This is a genomic window from Streptomyces sp. NPDC001056, assembly GCF_053598955.1.
Genome location: NZ_JBSFLI010000014.1, coordinates 26245 through 42378, shown reverse-complemented (window position 1 = coordinate 42378; position 16134 = coordinate 26245). Strand labels below are relative to the sequence as shown.

Annotated in this window: 11 protein-coding genes and 2 pseudogenes; 8 read left to right on the top strand and 5 right to left on the bottom strand. The window is 70.8% G+C overall.

The window, feature by feature from the left end:
- Positions 1-76: 76 nt before the first annotated feature.
- Complete coding sequence (locus ACWDD7_RS18370) at positions 77-1441, top strand: aldehyde dehydrogenase family protein (protein WP_450458062.1); 1365 nt, start codon at positions 77-79, stop codon at positions 1439-1441.
- Positions 1442-1627: 186 nt separating this feature from the next.
- On the opposite strand, the pseudogene ACWDD7_RS18365 reads toward ACWDD7_RS18370, so the two are convergent.
- A pseudogene (locus ACWDD7_RS18365) lies at positions 1628-1891 on the bottom strand (carotenoid oxygenase family protein); the annotation flags it as partial.
- A gap of 197 nt (positions 1892-2088) precedes the next feature.
- On the opposite strand from ACWDD7_RS18365, the gene murJ reads away from it, so the two are divergent.
- Positions 2089-3768, top strand: coding sequence for a murein biosynthesis integral membrane protein MurJ (gene murJ, locus ACWDD7_RS18360; RefSeq protein WP_450458061.1), 1680 nt, complete (start codon positions 2089-2091; stop codon positions 3766-3768).
- A gap of 221 nt (positions 3769-3989) precedes the next feature.
- Here the strand turns inward: murJ and ACWDD7_RS18355 are convergent, their stop codons facing one another.
- Both ACWDD7_RS18355 and ACWDD7_RS18350 read right to left on the bottom strand, forming a co-directional pair.
- Positions 3990-5462 (bottom strand): APC family permease, encoded by a 1473-nt coding sequence (locus ACWDD7_RS18355; protein ID WP_450458060.1) that lies wholly within the window; start codon positions 5460-5462, stop codon positions 3990-3992.
- 76 nt (positions 5463-5538) lie between these two features.
- Entirely contained in the window at positions 5539-6273 is a 735-nt protein-coding gene (locus ACWDD7_RS18350) for a FadR/GntR family transcriptional regulator (RefSeq protein ID WP_351880101.1), read from the bottom strand.
- Between the two features lie 721 nt (positions 6274-6994).
- On the opposite strand from ACWDD7_RS18350, the gene ACWDD7_RS18345 reads away from it, so the two are divergent.
- Entirely contained in the window at positions 6995-8443 is a 1449-nt protein-coding gene (locus ACWDD7_RS18345) for an amino acid permease (protein ID WP_450458059.1), read from the top strand.
- Between the two features lie 550 nt (positions 8444-8993).
- Here ACWDD7_RS18345 and ACWDD7_RS18340 read toward each other — a convergent pair.
- Both ACWDD7_RS18340 and ACWDD7_RS18335 read right to left on the bottom strand, forming a co-directional pair.
- The gene (locus ACWDD7_RS18340) at positions 8994-9221 is read right to left on the bottom strand and encodes a hypothetical protein (RefSeq protein ID WP_450458057.1); all 228 of its coding nucleotides are present in this window, start codon (positions 9219-9221) and stop codon (positions 8994-8996) included.
- Between the two features lie 313 nt (positions 9222-9534).
- A complete protein-coding gene (locus ACWDD7_RS18335) occupies positions 9535-10527 on the bottom strand; it encodes a LysR family transcriptional regulator (protein ID WP_450458056.1) in 993 nt (330 codons plus the stop codon).
- A gap of 313 nt (positions 10528-10840) precedes the next feature.
- On the opposite strand from ACWDD7_RS18335, the gene ACWDD7_RS18330 reads away from it, so the two are divergent.
- The 5 genes and pseudogenes from ACWDD7_RS18330 (at position 10841) to ACWDD7_RS18310 (ending at position 16022) form a co-directional block, all read left to right on the top strand.
- On the top strand, positions 10841-11362 hold the full coding sequence (locus ACWDD7_RS18330) for an ATP-binding protein (RefSeq protein WP_450458055.1): 522 nt from the start codon (positions 10841-10843) through the stop codon (positions 11360-11362).
- Between the two features lie 43 nt (positions 11363-11405).
- Complete coding sequence (locus tag ACWDD7_RS18325; protein ID WP_450458054.1) at positions 11406-12869, top strand: aminopeptidase P family protein; 1464 nt, start codon at positions 11406-11408, stop codon at positions 12867-12869.
- Positions 12870-12993: 124 nt separating this feature from the next.
- A complete protein-coding gene (locus tag ACWDD7_RS18320) occupies positions 12994-14439 on the top strand; it encodes an aminopeptidase P family protein (protein ID WP_351877101.1) in 1446 nt (481 codons plus the stop codon).
- Between the two features lie 109 nt (positions 14440-14548).
- Complete coding sequence (locus ACWDD7_RS18315) at positions 14549-15256, top strand: GntR family transcriptional regulator (protein ID WP_450458053.1); 708 nt, start codon at positions 14549-14551, stop codon at positions 15254-15256.
- 204 nt (positions 15257-15460) lie between these two features.
- Positions 15461-16022, top strand: a pseudogene (locus ACWDD7_RS18310) (AAA family ATPase).
- Positions 16023-16134 lie beyond the last annotated feature (112 nt).

Genomic DNA, 16134 nt, shown 5'->3' with positions numbered 1-16134 from the left:
GCTCGAAGCCGCAACCCGGGCGTCCCCTCGTCGCACACCTCCTCTCACCCCACTTCTCAGAAGAACAGGACCGACCGTGACCACCACCGCTACCGCCGCGACCGCCGCCCCCCGGAGCACCGGCTTCACCGCGGAACACGCCGCCGCCCTCGTCGGCCGTCTGCGCGCCACCTTCCGCACCGGGCGCACCAAGCCCCTCGCCTGGCGCAGGGAGCAGCTCTCCCGGCTGCGCGCGCTGCTGACCGAGAACGGCGAGGACATCGCCGCCGCCCTCCACGCCGATCTGCGCAAGAGCCGCGCCGAGGCCGACGCCATGGAGATCGGCAGCACCGTCGCCGAGATCGACCACTGCCTGGAACACCTGGCGGACTGGCTGCGCCCGCGGCCCGCGGCCGTCCCCGCGGGCCGCTTCCCCGAGGGCACCACGGCCCATACCCAGTACGAGCCGTTGGGCGTCGCCCTGGTGATCTCCGCCTGGAACTACCCCGTCAACCTGCTGCTGGTGCCCGTCGTCGGCGCGCTGGCCGCGGGCAACGCGGTGGTCGCCAAACCGAGCGAGCTGTCCCCCGCCACCTCGGCGCTGATGGCACGGCTGCTGCCGCGGTACCTGGACGACGACGCCGTGGCCGTCGTGGAGGGCGGCGTCCCGGAGACCACCGCCCTGCTGGCCCAGAGCTTCGACCACGTCTTCTACACCGGCAACGGCACGGTCGGCCGCATCGTGATGAAGGCAGCCGCCGAGCACCTCACGCCGGTCACCCTCGAACTGGGCGGCAAGTCCCCGGTGTTCGTCGACCGGGACGCCGATGTGGCGGTGACCGCCGCCCGGCTGGCGCAGACCAAGTTCGCCAACGCCGGGCAGACCTGCGTCGCCCCCGACTACGTCCTCACCGACCCGGACACCGCCCGCGCCCTGGAGGCGGCCCTCCCCGCCGCGATCGGGCGGCTCTTCGGCGACGACCCACAGTCGTCGGAGCTGTACGGGCGCATCGTCAACGAGCGCCACTTCGACCGCCTGGCAGCGCTCCTGGACTCGGGGCGCACGGTCGTCGGCGGCACGCACGACCGCGCCGACCGGTACATCGCGCCCACCGTGCTCGCCGACGTGGAGCCGAGCGCGCCGGTGATGCGGGAGGAGATCTTCGGCCCCGTCCTGCCCATCCTGACCGTGGACGGCCTGGACGAGGCCATAGCCTTCATCAACGAGCGCGACAAGCCCCTCGCCCTGTACGCGTTCACGGAGAACGGCACCACGCGCGAGCGGCTGGCCGCCGAGACGTCCTCCGGGGCGCTCAACTTCGGCCTGCCCATCTCCCATCTCGCCGTCCCCGAGTTGCCGTTCGGCGGCGTCGGCCCGAGCGGCATGGGCAACTACCACGGCCGCCACTCCATCGCCACCTTCAGCCACCACAGGGCCGTCCTGGACGTGCCGCTCGTCTGACACCGGGAGTCGCGCCCCCCGTAGTGGCGGGCTCCCGGGCCAGACCTCACGGGAAAGATCCCGTCGACCACGGTGCCCGAGCCGTCCCGGAGGGACTCCTTCTCCGGGACGAGCCCATGTCAGACCGGCAAGCTGATCGTCGCGCTGCGGCGCGAGGGCACGGACCCGGTCCGGGCTCCCGGGCGGTCAGGCGTCCGCGATCCAGCTCCCGTGGAACCCCAGCGGTACCCGGCCCGGCAGGTGAACGCGGGCCGGCGGGTGGCCGCCGAAGTCCTGGGCCGAGAGGATCACCAGGTCGGTCGCGCCGCGGTCGGGGTCGTTCACGTACGACAGAACGTAACCGTCGTCCTCGTCCCGTGCCCCGCGCCGCGGGACGAACACCGGCTCGCCGACCGCCGCGCCCTCGGGAAAGCGGTGGAGCCGCCCGCTGTCCCGCAGCATGTCGTGCTCCCTCCTCCTCGGTCGCCGGTGAGGCAGTGGGCCCAGGCCCCGGACCGGGGGTGGTGCCAAGCACCTGGAAGAGCGCTGGAACGGTGCGTCCGCCGCCTGCCGGTCTCTCCTCCGGTGACCACGACGTCGTTGGGCCGACTTCCCTGACGCTTACGGGCCCTGCGAACCGGCGGGGTCTCGGACCGTAGATTGTGCCCATGATCGAGGAGACGTCGCCCGAGAAGTTAGAGCGCGCGAGCGTGAGGCACAGGAAGCACGCCGCCCCCAGGAGGGCCGAGGCCGGTGGTGTGCTGAGGTCGTCCGCGCTGATGGCCGCGGGAACGGTGGTCTCGCGCGCCACCGGACTGGTCCGGCAGGTGTTGCAGGCCGCGGCATTGGGCACCGGGCTGCTGGCCACCACCTACAACCAGGCCAACACGGTGCCGACCAGCTTGTACTTCCTGCTGATCGGCGGCGCGCTGAACTCCGTCCTGGTTCCCCAACTGGTCCGTGCCCGGGCGGAGGATCCCGATGGCGGGGCCGCGTTCGAACAGCGCCTGGTCACCCTCGTACTGTGTGTCCTGGGCGTCGGCAGCGCGCTGGCCACCTGGGCCGCTCCCGAGATCATCAGCGTCTACCAGCACGACACGCCCGCCACCCACGACGCGTTCGAGCTGACCGTGGTCTTCGCCCGCTTTCTGCTCCCGCAGATCTTCTTCTACGGCGTGTTCAGCATCTTCGGGCAGGTCCTCAACGCGCGGGACCGGTTCGGGGCGATGATGTGGACCCCGGTCCTGAACAACATCGTGCTGATCACGATGTTCGGCCTGTACCTCGGCATGATGACTGTCCCGGAGAAGGTCTCGGACATCACCGGGGCCCAGGTCAGGCTGCTCGGAATCGGAACCACCCTCGCCCTGGCCCTCCAGGCACTCGCCCTGCTTCCGTACGCCCACGCCGCCGGCTTCCGGCTGCGACCGCGTTTCGACTGGCGGGGCGCCGGCCTGCGCGAGAGCGTGAGCGCAGCGCGCTGGACCTTGCTGTTCGTCCTCGCCAACCTGGTGGCGAGCACCGTGGTCACCCGCTTGGCCTCCGCCGCGGACGCCGACCTGCCCAACGGCGGGGTCGGCTACACCGCCTACAGCTACGCCCAGCAGATATGGACGCTTCCCCAGTCGATCGTCACGGTCTCCCTCGTCACCGCGCTCCTCCCGCGCATGAGCCGGGCAGTGACCGAGCACCGTCTCGACGACCTGCGCACCGATCTTTCCCGCGCGCTCCGCGTCAGCGGCGTCGTCATCGTCCCGGCGGCGTTCTTCTTCGTCGCCTTCGGCCCGCGGATCGCGCAGCTGCTGTTCGCCCACGGAGCCACCGACGCCGCGGGAACCGTCCCGCTGGGCCACATGCTTCAGGCCTTCGGCCTGGGGCTGATCCCGTTCTCCGCGCAGTACCTCCTGCTGCGAGGCTTCTACGCCTTCGCGGACACCCGCACACCGTTCCGCATGGCGCTGTGGATCAGCGGCATCGACATCGCTCTGGCCGTGGCCTGCCATCTGCTGCTGTCCCCCCGGTGGGCGGTCACCGGGATGGCCGCCGCCTATGCCCTGTCCTACGCCATCGGACTGCTGCTCACGGCACTGCGGCTCAGGCGGCGCACCGAAGGACTCCTCGACGGCAGGCGAATCTGCCGCACCTACGCCAAGTTGACTGCGGCCGCCACCGGCGCCGGGGCCGCCGGCTGGCTCATCGCCCGTTCCTGCGGTCACGGCCTGGCGTCCGCCTCCTGGACGCCGGCCGTCTCACTGACCGCAGGCGGTATCGCGATGGCGCTGCTGTACCTCCTCCTCGCTCGGCTTCTGCGAATCGGTGAACTACGCAGCCTGCCGGGGCTGGGCTGACCCGGCCCCTCAATACCCTGCCCGGACCCGATGACGGGTGATCACCGGATCCCAGCCGGCGCCCCTGGTCCGCACGGGCGCCAGGTTCGAGAACGGCATCCTGGACGGGCTGGACGACGAGGGTGATGAGCAGCCGCTGGATTTCGCCGCAGCTGTGGTAGGCGCGCTCGCCGGTGGCGCGGCTGCGGAGCCGGCAACCCCCTCCCGCCGGGGGGGAGGACTCAATCCGCGTCGGCGACGACGGAGCCGACGCGTTCGGCCAGGCTCGGGTCGCGGCGGACCAGCAGCGTGGCGTAGCCGATGGCGCCGAGCAGGGCGGCCAGCGCCGCGATGGGGAACCAGCTGTACGGCGCGGGTTGTCCGGGCTTGGCGAGGTAGTAGAGCGGAACCAGGATGGCCAGGGCCCCGATCCCGGGCAGCACCAGGTGCCGGACCGTCCGGAACTCCTGCGGGCGGTACCTGCGGTAGTACAGCGGCAGGGCGATGTTGGACGCGAGGTAGACCATCAGGATCAGGATGGAGCCCAGGCTGGAGGACTCGGTGAAGAAGACCACGGGGTTCATCGGGCCGCCCTCGGCACTGAGCAGATGGCCCAGGCCCCAGCCTCCGATGATGAGCAGCGAGGTGGCCGCGAAGGTGACGATCGCGTTGGTCGGGGTACGCCGCGTGGGGTGCACGTAGCCGAAGAAGGACGGGAGCAGCCCCTCGCGTCCGGCGTTGAACACCAGGCGCGCCTGGGAGTTGATGCCGGCGATCAGTGCGCCGAGGGTGGAGGTCAGGCCCCCGATGTAGGCGACGAAGGCCAGCGCTCCGAGCGTGTCGTGGGCGACGTCGATGAAGGGGATACGAGCGTGGCCGAGTCTGGCCAGGTCGTAGTCGAAGCCGGTCACCGTGGCGTAGGAGAAGAGGATGTAGCTCACGGTCATGATCGCGATGGAGAAGAACACGGCGCGGCCGACGTTGCGCCGCGGGTTCTCCGTCTCCTCGGCCAGCGCCGCCGAGTTCTCCCAGCCGATGAACAGGTACACCGCCAGCGGGAAGCCCGCGGCGAGACCGCTGAGACCGTGGCTGATGTGGCCGGGCAGGAACGGGTCGGCGGAGAGGTTGCCGCGGTGTTCGACGATCGCCGCGACCGAGACGACGACCAGCACCAGCATCTCCACGACGAAGAAGTAGCCGGCCCACTTCGTGGAGACCACCACCCCGCGCAGCATCAGCACCACCGACAGCCCCGTCAGCAGCAGCGTCCAGATGATCCACGGCAGGTCGATGCCGGTGTAGTGGTGCAGGGTGATCTGCACGAACCCACCCGAGATCGCGATGACGGAGGCCATCGCGATGATGTAGCCCAGCCCGGCCAGCAGGGCCGTGGTCACCGCGCTGACCGGCCCGAAGGACTTGCCGACGAAGGTGATGAAGCTGCCCGCGGAGGGGTGCGCCCGGGAGAACTCGGCGAGCGTGTTGCCCAGCAGCGCGACCGCGATGCCCGCGGCGACGATGGTCAGCGGGGAGGCGACACCCGCGGTGGTGGCGAGGAACGCGAAGCCGAAGAAGAAGCTCATGGCCGGGCCGACGTTGGCCATCGTGGCGGCGGCGATGTCCGCCATGCCGAGAACGCCGCCGCGCAGGCGCTGGGGCGTGCCACCGACGGGGCCCGACGTCGGCGGCGGCCCGACGGCTCCGGGGTCAGTCATGGCGGCAGCTCCTTCTCCAGTGTGGCGGCGCAAGGGATGCGCGGGGTCGTCGGCATTCGGGCCGACGCGAGGGGCGTCAGCTCGGGCGGGCATGCTGATGTGCTTTCACCGCCCGCACGGCCGGGTCCATCGCGCCGCGGCCGAGCTCGGTGAGCAGGTCGGCGTGGCAGCGGTTCCGGGCCCGTACCACCGCGGGTTCCGGAGCGGGCAGCACCAGGCACAGCCGCCCCAGCAGGTCGGCGGCGAACTCGCGGATACCGGCGCCGCCGAGCACCTCCGCGAGGTCGAGGTGGAAGCGCGTCTCCAGTTCGAGGAGGCGTGCCGGGTCCTCGGCCAGGGCCATCTCGTCGACCAGCGCCTGCAACCCGTCGAGTCGACCTGCCTGGACCTCGCCCGCGCCGCGCGCCACGAGACCGCATTCGAGCAGCAGATGGAAGGCGTCCAGTGACGCCGCCTCGTCGGGGTCGTGCATCAGGGCGACGACCGTGTCCCAGCCCGGCGCGACGAAGGTGCCGCCCGCCCGCCCTCGCCGGCGGTCGAGCAGACCGTCCTGGCACATCCCCTCCAGCGCGCGGCGCACGGTGATCTCACCGATCCCCAACTCCTCGGCGAGGACGCCGGCATCCGGCAACCGGTCCCCCGGTGACACGGACTTCAGGCGCACCCGCAGCGCAATCCGTGAGCGGACGAGTTCCGATCCGGTCTGGCCCCTGCCGGGCAGGGCACGGGTGTCCCGTACCCCGGCGACCGGCGCCGGGCTGGCCGGGCCCGGCTGGTTGTAGGGTCCGAACTTGCCCGCTGCATTCACCACGACGCCACCCTAACGGCCCGCTGAGCGGGGTCAGGGCCCGCGGCGCCGTCCGGCCAGGGCCCCGGGATTCAGGGGTCGCTCTCACTCCGGCGGGCGGCCCGGACCGGTTTTCCGACGCCCACCCCGTCTCGGACGAGCAGGTAGGCGGCGACCCGGGAGGCCCGCGCGAGGCGCAGCGGCAGGGATGGCCGAGGCCGGATCAGCGGTGGTTCTCGCGACCACACCGCGGTGTTGTGCATAGGAGGCTCCCACGGGGGCCGGAACACGGGAGACGACGCGGCAACCACGACGGACGAGGTGGTTCCGCGTCGCTGAAAAATTAGGGCATGGTGAACACTTAAGACAAGCCCCCGGAAGTCCTCGGCGCCCGGCCGCCCCTCACGGCCGGCCTGGAGGGTGCGTGAGGGGGCGCCGTGGGGGCCGGTGCCGATGGCGTGCGCCCACGAGGAGAGGCCCGGCCGACGCCTCTTGTTTTTTCTGATCGTCGTGAACTATTTTCCTCACGGCCACCCGTGCCTGCCCTGGCGGACACGGGCCACGAGGTCGCGGCCCACTATGCCCTCACGGCAACCGCGACCGCGACCTGCGACGCGTCCGACTCCCACACCCGTCCCCTTCTCCCCCTTCTCCCTCCCCCTTCGGCGGAACCAGCGCGGTCACCCCCGCCCCGGTCCGCTGACGCATGCCCTCGTCCGCACCCCCTCCATGGATGGATGCCGAGATGACCACACGTCCCCCTCTCTCCGACACAGACCCGGTGACCACCACCGAGAGCACCGCCGCGGGTCCCGGACTGCGCGCCGGGCTGAAGAACCGCCACCTGTCGATGATCGCGATCGGCGGTGTCATCGGCGCCGGCCTGTTCGTCGGTTCCGGCTCCGGTATCGCCGCCGCGGGCCCCGGCATCCTGATCTCCTACGCGCTCGTCGGCGTCCTCGTCGTCCTCGTCATGCGGATGCTCGGCGAAATGGCCGCCGCCAACCCCACGTCGGGCTCGTTCTCCGCCTACGCGGACCGCGCGCTGGGCCGTTGGGCCGGATTCACCATCGGCTGGCTGTACTGGTTCTTCTGGGTCGTGGTGCTCGCGGTCGAGGCGACCGCCGGCGCCAAGATCCTGGCAGGCTGGGTCCCGGCGGTCCCGCAATGGGGCTGGGCCCTGATCGTCATGGTCGTCCTCACCGTCAGCAACCTGGCCTCGGTCGGCTCCTACGGCGAGTTCGAGTTCTGGTTCGCGGGCATCAAGGTCGTCGCCATCGCCGCGTTCATCGTGCTGGGCTCCCTCGCGCTCTTCGGCCTGCTGCCCGGCTCGGACCACCCGGCGACCGGCTTCTCCAATCTGACCGCGCACGGCGGGTTTTTGCCGCACGGGCCGGGAGCGATCCTCACCGGTGTCCTGATGGTGGTCTTCTCCTTCATGGGCAGCGAGATCGTCACGCTGGCGGCCGGTGAGTCCGAGGACCCGCGGGGCGCGGTCACCCGGGCCACCAACAGCGTGATCTGGCGGATCGCGGTGTTCTACCTGGGCTCGATCCTGATCGTGGTGTCGCTGCTGCGCTGGGACGACCCGGCGATCCTCAAGGACGGCTCGTACGTCGCCGCACTGAGCTCCATCGGCATCCCGCACGCCGCGCAGATCATGAACGCCATCGTGCTGACCTCCGTGCTGTCCTGCCTCAACTCCGGTCTGTACACCGCGTCCCGGATGGCGTTCTCCCTCGGCGGGCGCAACGACGCCCCGGCCGCCTTCGGCCGCACCACGCAACGCGGCGTGCCGCGCACGGCCATCCTGGCCTCGGTGGTCTTCGGCTTCGTCGCGGTCGCCTTCAACTACCTGTGGCCGGACACGGTCTTCCAGTTCCTGCTCAACTCCTCCGGCGCGATCGCGCTGTTCGTCTGGCTGGTGATCTGCTTCTCCCAGCTGCGGATGCGCAGGATCCTCCAGCGGGAGGCACCGGAGAAGCTGATCGTCAAGATGTGGCTCTTCCCCTACCTGACCTGGGCCACCATCGCCCTGATCACGTTCGTCCTGGGCTACATGCTGACGGACACGGCCAACGGCGGCGGCCGCGACCAGGTGGTCCTGTCCACCCTGGTGGCCGCGGGCGTGGTGGTCATCGCGCTGATCCGCCAACGGCTGGGCCGCGGGCGCGAGGCCGTCACACCGTCGTAGGAGCCGGGGCCTGTCGGCCGACGGCGGTGGTACCGGGAGGCCGAGGTCAGCCCCGGCAGCCCCGCCGTCGGCCGACGACGGCAACCCCGCCTTCGGCCGTCGGCGGTGGCGCGGCGAACCGGCTGGACTCGGCCGCAGAGACCGCCAGGGCCTCGACCGGTTCCTCCCGCCCGATCACCGCCGGTCCGGCTCCGTCTCCGCGGCCTCCGAGGCGGACAACAAGACGTCGAGCGTTCCCGTCTGAATACCCAGGACGAGTCCCCAGGCCCTCACCTCGTTCCGAACACCACCGTCAGCTGCGCCGAGGCCGCCGACACAGGTCGAGGGCCCGCGCTCTGGCGAGGCCGGCACCAGTTGCCACGCGCCACGGAGGGCCGCTGGGCGTGGGGCACACCCACCAGGTCAGCCGGCGAGGGCGCCCGCCTGCAAAGCGCGGACAAGTACGACTCCGTACTGCCGGACCGACCCAGCGCACGGCGGGTCCACCGTGGCGAAAGCGCGCGAGCGCCGGGCGCCGGAAAGACCCGGCGCCCGGCGTGGCAGCCGGCCGTCACTTCTTGTGGCAGCCCCACTTGCCGTTGGCTTTGGTGAAGTGCTCACCCTTGGGACACTTCTTGTGGCTCGGCGTCGGACGAGGAGTGGATGCATGCTGGGCGGCGGTCGCGTGGGTGTTCGCGGGCACCGCCAGGGCTGTCCCGGTGGAGGCCATCGCTGCTCCTCCGGCGAGTGTGCCCGCGGCGACGCTGGCGACCAGAACCCGTACGATCTTGCTGCGCATGATCGGCACCTTTCTGCGGTCGGCGTCAATACCTCCGTCAATTCTTGGGGGCGGTTCGCGCGAGGCGCATCTCGATCACCGGCACGCTGGACCGGTTCGGCTTTCCTGCGGCACGGCCACCGAGGACACCGAGGCACCGGCACTACGCGACCGCGACCGACACCAACTCCCGGCAGCGGCTGTCGCGTCCGCAGCCGGGTCCGGCATGCCCAGGCGTAATGACCCGCCGTACTCGGACGCTCGGAGTCGATCGAACGGGGAATCCTCGCCGGGTTCGAGATCGACGTGCCCGAGATCCACGCCCGCCTCCCGATCAGCGCGTTCTCGGGAGGGACGCGCTCAGCCCGTCCGGCAAGCGCGCGGTCGTGTAGGCGCGTGCGACCCATTTCTGCAGGTGCGGTGCGCGGGCCAGCAGGTTTCGGTAGACGCGGACGGCGTGGTGATGCACAGCCTCTGCCACCGGTGCCGCCACGGCCTCCGCGCGCCAGACCAGCAGATGCCGCTGCCACAGTGGGTCCCCGGCCAGCGGCCTGACCAGAACTCCGTCGGCCGGGCGCAAGGTGGGCTGAACGGTGGTCACGCCAAGGCCCTTGGCGATCATCGACTGCAACTGGTCGGGCACGTGGAACTCGTGTGTGCTCGCGGGTTCGAAACCCGCGGCCCGGCAGGCGTCGTAGAAGGCGGCGGGCCAGCCCACGCCGTCATCGGAGGCGATGAACCAGGTGTCCTCGGACAACTCCTCCAGCGGTACCTCCACTCGGTGCGCCAGCGGGTGGCCGGCCGGCATCGCGACGAAGATCGGGACGGTGGTGATGGCGCGGTGCGCCAGAGCCGGGGAGTGCCGCACCGGCAGCCCGGGATAGTCGACGCCCAAGGCGGCGTCGAGTTCACCGGCCTCCAGGAGCCTGATGAGCTCACCGGTGGCGTACACGCTGCAGACGGAGACCGTGAGGTCCGGGCAGAGATCGCGGAGGGTGTTCAGCAGGGCCGGCACCACGGGGGTGTTGGTGACGCCCAGCCGGAGCGTGCCGGCTGTCACGGCCGGACCACCCGTACGGCGCCGGCCCAGAGCATCGGCCCGGAGCAGTACTTCGCGGGCCTGGCTCACGACCTCCGCACCATAAGCCGTCAGTTCCACACCCGTGCTGCCGCGCACGAACAGCCCTTCACCGAGCAGTCGCTCGATGCGCCGTAGTTGGGAACTCAGCGCGGGCTGGGTGAATCCGAGCGCGGCAGCCGCCCGCCCGACGCTCCCGGAGTCCGCGATCGCGCAGAGCACACGCAGATGGCGCAGCTCCAGTTCCATCGGTTCACCTCGCTGTGTGGCGGAAACAGGGACCCAGTATGCGGGTGAGCCTGTGTGTACGGCGGCTCGGTGGTGTCCCGCACCGGAAGACTTATGCCTGGTCCGCTCGTTCTCTTATGCCTCGGCCCGTTGTCCCCGCGGAGCCCGCCGTGGAAGTCTCCAACCGGCGCCTCTGCTCCGGCAAGGTGGAGGATGCCCGCCCACGACGCCTTTCGCGCCGGCTCACCGCATCGCACGTCACCGAAGACCCGTGTTCCCGCGGCTGTACCAGTCGGTCACGAACGGAGCGGCCTCGACTCCGAGGAGAGACACCATGCCTCGCACCGTAATCCGCCTCATTCTTCGGACAACGGCGGCCGCGGTCCACCACGCCCGCCATCGCATCGTGGCGGAAGCGAGGTCGTGGGGTGCCCTTTGCGACGAGGAGGTGGCCTTTCGGCTGGAAGTGGTGGTGGCGGAACTGCTCACCGACGGCCTGCTGCATGCGAGCGGTCCGCTAACCGTCGAGGTGGCCCTGGCTCAGGGCCTTTTCGTGGTCGAAGTCCGCCACGGCGGTTCCGCGGCGCCTCGGCCCGGTCAGGCGGGGTCGGGCGACGTGCTCGGCCGCGGCCTCGCCCTGGTCCAGGCTCTGTCCTTGTTCCGGGACACCGAGCGCACAGCCGCGGGAACGCGCTGCTGGGCCGTCCTTCCCGCTGTGACAGCAGCCGTAGCCGTTTCGCCCGGTGCGGGAGAGCCTTCCCGTCCTCACGGCGGCAGCGCCCCGCCGGAAGCCGAGCGTTGGTCGGTGACCCCCGCGGGGAGAAGCCTGCTTTCGAGTCTTTTCCCGGCGACATGATTCCGCGGTGTCCGGCCGACACGATACGCAGCCAGGGATTTCCATGCCCGAATCGATGAAGGAGGTGACGGTGACGACGGAGACGGACGAGAACAAGCACCGCAAGAATGGTTTGTATCGCCGAGTGAGCACCGAACTCGCCGAGAACATGAGGCGGGGATGGGCCGACACCCAGCGCCGAGATGTCGAACCGATCGCGCAAGCGGTGCACACCGCCCGCCGCAGAAAGGCGCTGTCCGCCCGCTTCCCCGGCGAGACGCTGGTGGTCCCGGCCGGCCGGCCGAAGGTGCGCGCGAACGACACGGCCTACCCCTTCAGGCCGTCCTCGGACTACGTCTACCTGAGCGGCGACCAGTCGCCGGATGCCGTGCTGGTGATGGAACCCGACCGGTCCGGCGGACACCGGGCGATCGCCTACCTGCTCCCGCGTTCCGACCGCGACAACGGCGAGTTCTGGCTCGACTACCACGGTGAGCTCTGGGACGGGCGCCGCGACAGTCTCGCCGAGAACGAGCGGCGGCTCGGCCTGCCGTGCCACGACGTCCGCACACTGGCCGGCCGGCTCGGCGCGGCCACCGGCCCCGTCCGCCTGCTGCGAGGTCACGACGCGGGCGTCGAGGACGCCCTCGCGGGCAAGGTGACAGCCGGAGACGATGCCGAGTTCCGGGCGTTCCTTTCCGAGATGCGCCTCGTCAAGGACGATTTCGAGATCGCCGATCTGCGTTCCGCCTGCGAGGCCACCGCCCTGGGGTTCGAGGACGTCGTCCGCGTGCTCGGCACCACCACACCGACTTCGGAACGGCTCATCGAGGGCACGTTCCGGACGCGCGCACGCGTCGAGGGCAATGACGTCGGCTATGCGTCGGTCTGCGCGGCCGGATCTCACGCCACGACTCTGCACTGGGTGCGCAACGACGGCGCGGCTTCTCCCGGGGATCTCCTGCTGCTCGACGCCGGGGTGGAGACCCGCGGTCTCTACACCGCCGACGTCACCCGCACCCTGCCCGTCAACGGCCGTTTCACCCCGGTACAACGCGAGGTCTACCAGGCTGTGTACGCGGCGCAGGAGGCCGGCATCGCCGCGGTCAAGCCCGGTGCCGCCTACCGGGACTTCCACGAGGCCGCCCAGCGGGTGCTGGCCGAACACCTGGGCGCCTGGGGCCTGTTCGGGGAACGGTCGGCGCAAGAGGCGTACGAACTCGGGCTCCAGCGCCGCTGGACCCTGGCAGGCACCGGTCACATGCTCGGCCTGGACGTCCACGACTGCGCCAAGGCCCGGACGGAGACGTACGTGGACGGCACGCTGGAACCGGGCATGGTGCTCACGGTCGAGCCGGGCCTCTACTTCCAGTCGGACGACCTGACCGTTCCCGAGCGGTATCGCGGCATCGGCGTACGGATCGAGGACGACATCCTGGTGACCGAGGAGGGCAACGAGAACCTCTCGGCCGGCCTGCCGCGCCAGGCGGAGGAGGTGGAGGCCTGGATGGCCCGGCTGCGCAGCTGAGACCTCCGGCCGCACCCACCCCACCGGGGCGCGGCCGGTCACGGGCGGCCGCCTACCGAGGTGCGGTCGAGGGGTGTCGCAGTGCGTGTCACTGGGCACCGGATCACGACACAAGAGGGAATCCATGGAAGACCAGAGCAACGTGCCCGGCACGGGCAGCGACAGTCGTGAGGGACCGGCAGCGGTGACCGGCCCCTTCCGAGCAGGATGGGCGGAAACGGATCTGCGGCTGCCGGCCGTGGCGGGAGCGGCGTGGGCGGCGAAACGGCGCTCGGCGGTGTCGGAGCGGTTCCCCGGCGAACGGGTCGTCGTCCCGTCGGGCGGACTGAAGGTCAGGAGCAACGACTTCGACTACACGTTCCGGCCTCACTCGGCATTCGTCCATCTCACCGCCGAGCAGGGTACGTCGGCGGTCCCCGACAGCGTCCTGGTCTTCGAACCGACGGGGAGCGGCCACGCGGTGACCATGTTCACCCGGCCACGGTCACCGCGCGGTGACGGACCGAACGGCGCGGAGTTCTACGGCGACCGCCGGCACGGCGAGTTCTGGGTCGGCCGGCGCCGCACCCTGTCGGAGACCTCCGACGCGCTCGGCATCGAGGTCGCCGCCCGCGACGATCTGGAGCAGGCCCTCGGCAGGAACGTCCCGACCCGTGTGCTGCGCGGTGCGGACGCGCACGTCGACGCGCTGGTGGCGCCGGTTCCCCGGGCCGACGCCGAACTGGTCTCCTTCCTCTCGGAGCTCCGGCTGGTCAAGGACGACTGGGAGGTGGCCGAGCTGGGAGCGGCCGTCGACTGCACGGTCACCGGCTTCCACGATGTCGTCGGTGAACTGCGCCATGCCACGCGTCTCGCACGGGGAGAACGCTGGATCGAGGGCACGTTCAACCGGCGCGCCCGGCTCGGGGGCCACGGCCTGGGCTTCGAGACCATCGCGGCGGCCGGCGCGCACGCCTGCGTCCTGCACTGGATGCGCAACGACGGCCCCGTGCGGGACGGGGACCTGCTCCTGCTGGACGCGGGCGTCGAGGCGGACTCCTTCTACACCGGGGACGTCACCCGGACGCTGCCGGTCAGCGGACACTTCACCGACGTCCAGCGCCGCGTCTACGACCTGGTGTTCGCGGCCCAGTCGGCGGGTATCGCCGCGCTGCGACCCGGCGCACGGTACGGCGACTTCCACGACGCCGCCATGCAAGTCATCGCCGAGGGACTCGACGCATGGGGCCTCGGACCGCACGGCAGGACGGCCGCCACCTCCCCGTCCGAGCTGTACCGCCGGTACACCCTGTGCGGCTCGGGCCACATGCTGGGGCTGGACTGCCACGACTGTGCCGGTGCCCGTGGCGAGACGTATGCGGACGGTGTGCTCGAAGCCGGTCACGTCCTCACCGTCGAACCCGGGCTGTACTTCCAGCCCGACGACCTCACCGTCCCCGAGTCCTTGCGCGGCATCGGCGTGCGCATCGAGGACGACTTCGTCATCACGGACGACGGGGCCGTGTGCCTGTCGTCCGGCCTGCCGCGCAGCGCGGACGATGTGGAGACCTGGATGGCGTCCCTGCGCTGACCGGCGGGCCAGGCGCTCCTTCCGCGGCCACCCGGCCTCCGTCCGATCCCAAAACAACGTGACATTGTATATTGGGAGGTCCTTGGGCTGGACACGCAGAGGAGCGCGGATGCCTCATCTCGAATCACGGACGATCGCCGTCCAGAGTCATCTGCGCGATCAGGTCGCCGACGCGCTCCGGGCAGCCCTGATAGCCGGCGAACTCCGTCCGGGTGTGATCTACTCCGCCCCCACCCTGGCGGCGGATCTGGGGGTTTCCGCCACCCCGGTGCGCGAAGCCATGCTGGACCTGGCCAGGGAGGGCCTGGTCGAAGCGGTGCGCAACAAGGGTTTCCGTATCACGGAGATGACCGAGCGGGATCTCGACGAGTTCACCGAGATCCGGACCCTGATCGAGGTCCCCACCGTCGGCCGGGTCGCCGCGACGGCGAGCGCCGAGCAGTTGGAGAGTCTGCGTCCGCTGGCGCAGCAGATCGTCACGGCGGCCCAGGAGCACGACGTGCTCAAGTACCTGGAATCCGATCACCGGTTTCACCTCGCGCTGCTGGCCCTGGCCGGCAACCACCACCTCGTACAGGTGGTGGCCGACCTGCGCAAGCGGTCACGTCTGTTCGGACTGGGCAGCCTGAACGAGACCGGACGCCTGGCCGCCTCCGCCCAGGAGCACATCGAGCTCCTCGACCTGCTGGTGGCCGGCCGGGGCCAGGACGCGGAGAACTGCATGCGCCGGCATCTGGCGCATGTCCGCACCCTGTGGGCAGATGGCCGAGCAGAAGCCGAACGGCGTGAACCGGCTCTTCGGCTCGGTGGCCGCTAGGTTCTGTCCGGCGGGTCACGTGACCGCCTCGCGTCGGCGTCGCGACGTGCGCCGCATCCGCCGAGTCCGGAGCCCGTGGCCGGCGTCGCACCGGACGGTGGCCGCCGACCACGGTCGGGGCGGGCAACCTGGTGTACCCATGTCTCAAGGTGGTCATCCACCTGCCTGACCTGACACGATCCGGGCGCGACCACGTTGTTCCTGATGGTCGGCCTGCCCGGGGCCGGCAAGACCACTCGTGCCCGACAGCTCGCCGAGAAGCACGGCGCGCTGCGCCCGACGCCCGACGCCCGACGCCCGACGACCGACGCCCGACGCCCGACGCCCGACGCCCGACGCCCGACGACTGGATGATCCCCCTGTCGGGCTGTCGGATCCGGACGGGAAGCGCGATGTGCTGGAAGGGCGGATGCTCTGGCTCGCCCTGGAGGCGGTGAAGCTCGGCACCGACGTAGTGGTGGACTACGGCTGTTGGTCCCGGGATGAGCGGTCCGCGATCCGCTGGCTGGTGGAGGCCGAGAACGCGTGCTTCCGCATGATCTACCTGCCGGTGGACGATGCGACGCAACGCGCCCGGATCGCCCGCCGCTGGGCGACCGCCCCCGAGCGGACGTCGCCGATGTCCGAGGCCGACATCCTTTACGGGCGGGCGCACTTCGAGGAGCCCGACAAGGCGGAACTCGACAGCCTCACGATCGACGGCCCGCCTCACGGGTGGCCGACCTGGCGGGAATGGGCCGCCGACCGGTGGCCGTCTTTCGTGTGACCGTTCTCCCCCACGACGACGCCGTGCCGCGTTCCCGCCCCGGCCCATGAAGATCCGCCGCGTTCTCTTCCAGGCGGGCGAGGCTGCGGCGGGCCGGAACCTCCTGTGGTGC

What these genes read in the sequence shown, in the direction of transcription:
- ACWDD7_RS18335 (WP_450458056.1), bottom strand. Translation starts at nt 10,527, where the DNA reads ATGGAACTGGAGCTGCGCCATCTGCGTGTGCTCTGCGCGATCGCGGAC.
- ACWDD7_RS18325 (WP_450458054.1), top strand. Translation starts at nt 11,406, where the DNA reads ATGCCCGAATCGATGAAGGAGGTGACGGTGACGACGGAGACGGACGAG.
- ACWDD7_RS18330 (WP_450458055.1), top strand. Translation starts at nt 10,841, where the DNA reads ATGCCTCGCACCGTAATCCGCCTCATTCTTCGGACAACGGCGGCCGCG.
- ACWDD7_RS18355 (WP_450458060.1), bottom strand. Translation starts at nt 5,462, where the DNA reads ATGACTGACCCCGGAGCCGTCGGGCCGCCGCCGACGTCGGGCCCCGTC.
- ACWDD7_RS18320 (WP_351877101.1), top strand. Translation starts at nt 12,994, where the DNA reads ATGGAAGACCAGAGCAACGTGCCCGGCACGGGCAGCGACAGTCGTGAG.
- ACWDD7_RS18315 (WP_450458053.1), top strand. Translation starts at nt 14,549, where the DNA reads ATGCCTCATCTCGAATCACGGACGATCGCCGTCCAGAGTCATCTGCGC.
- ACWDD7_RS18340 (WP_450458057.1), bottom strand. Translation starts at nt 9,221, where the DNA reads ATGCGCAGCAAGATCGTACGGGTTCTGGTCGCCAGCGTCGCCGCGGGC.
- ACWDD7_RS18345 (WP_450458059.1), top strand. Translation starts at nt 6,995, where the DNA reads ATGACCACACGTCCCCCTCTCTCCGACACAGACCCGGTGACCACCACC.
- murJ (WP_450458061.1), top strand. Translation starts at nt 2,089, where the DNA reads ATGATCGAGGAGACGTCGCCCGAGAAGTTAGAGCGCGCGAGCGTGAGG.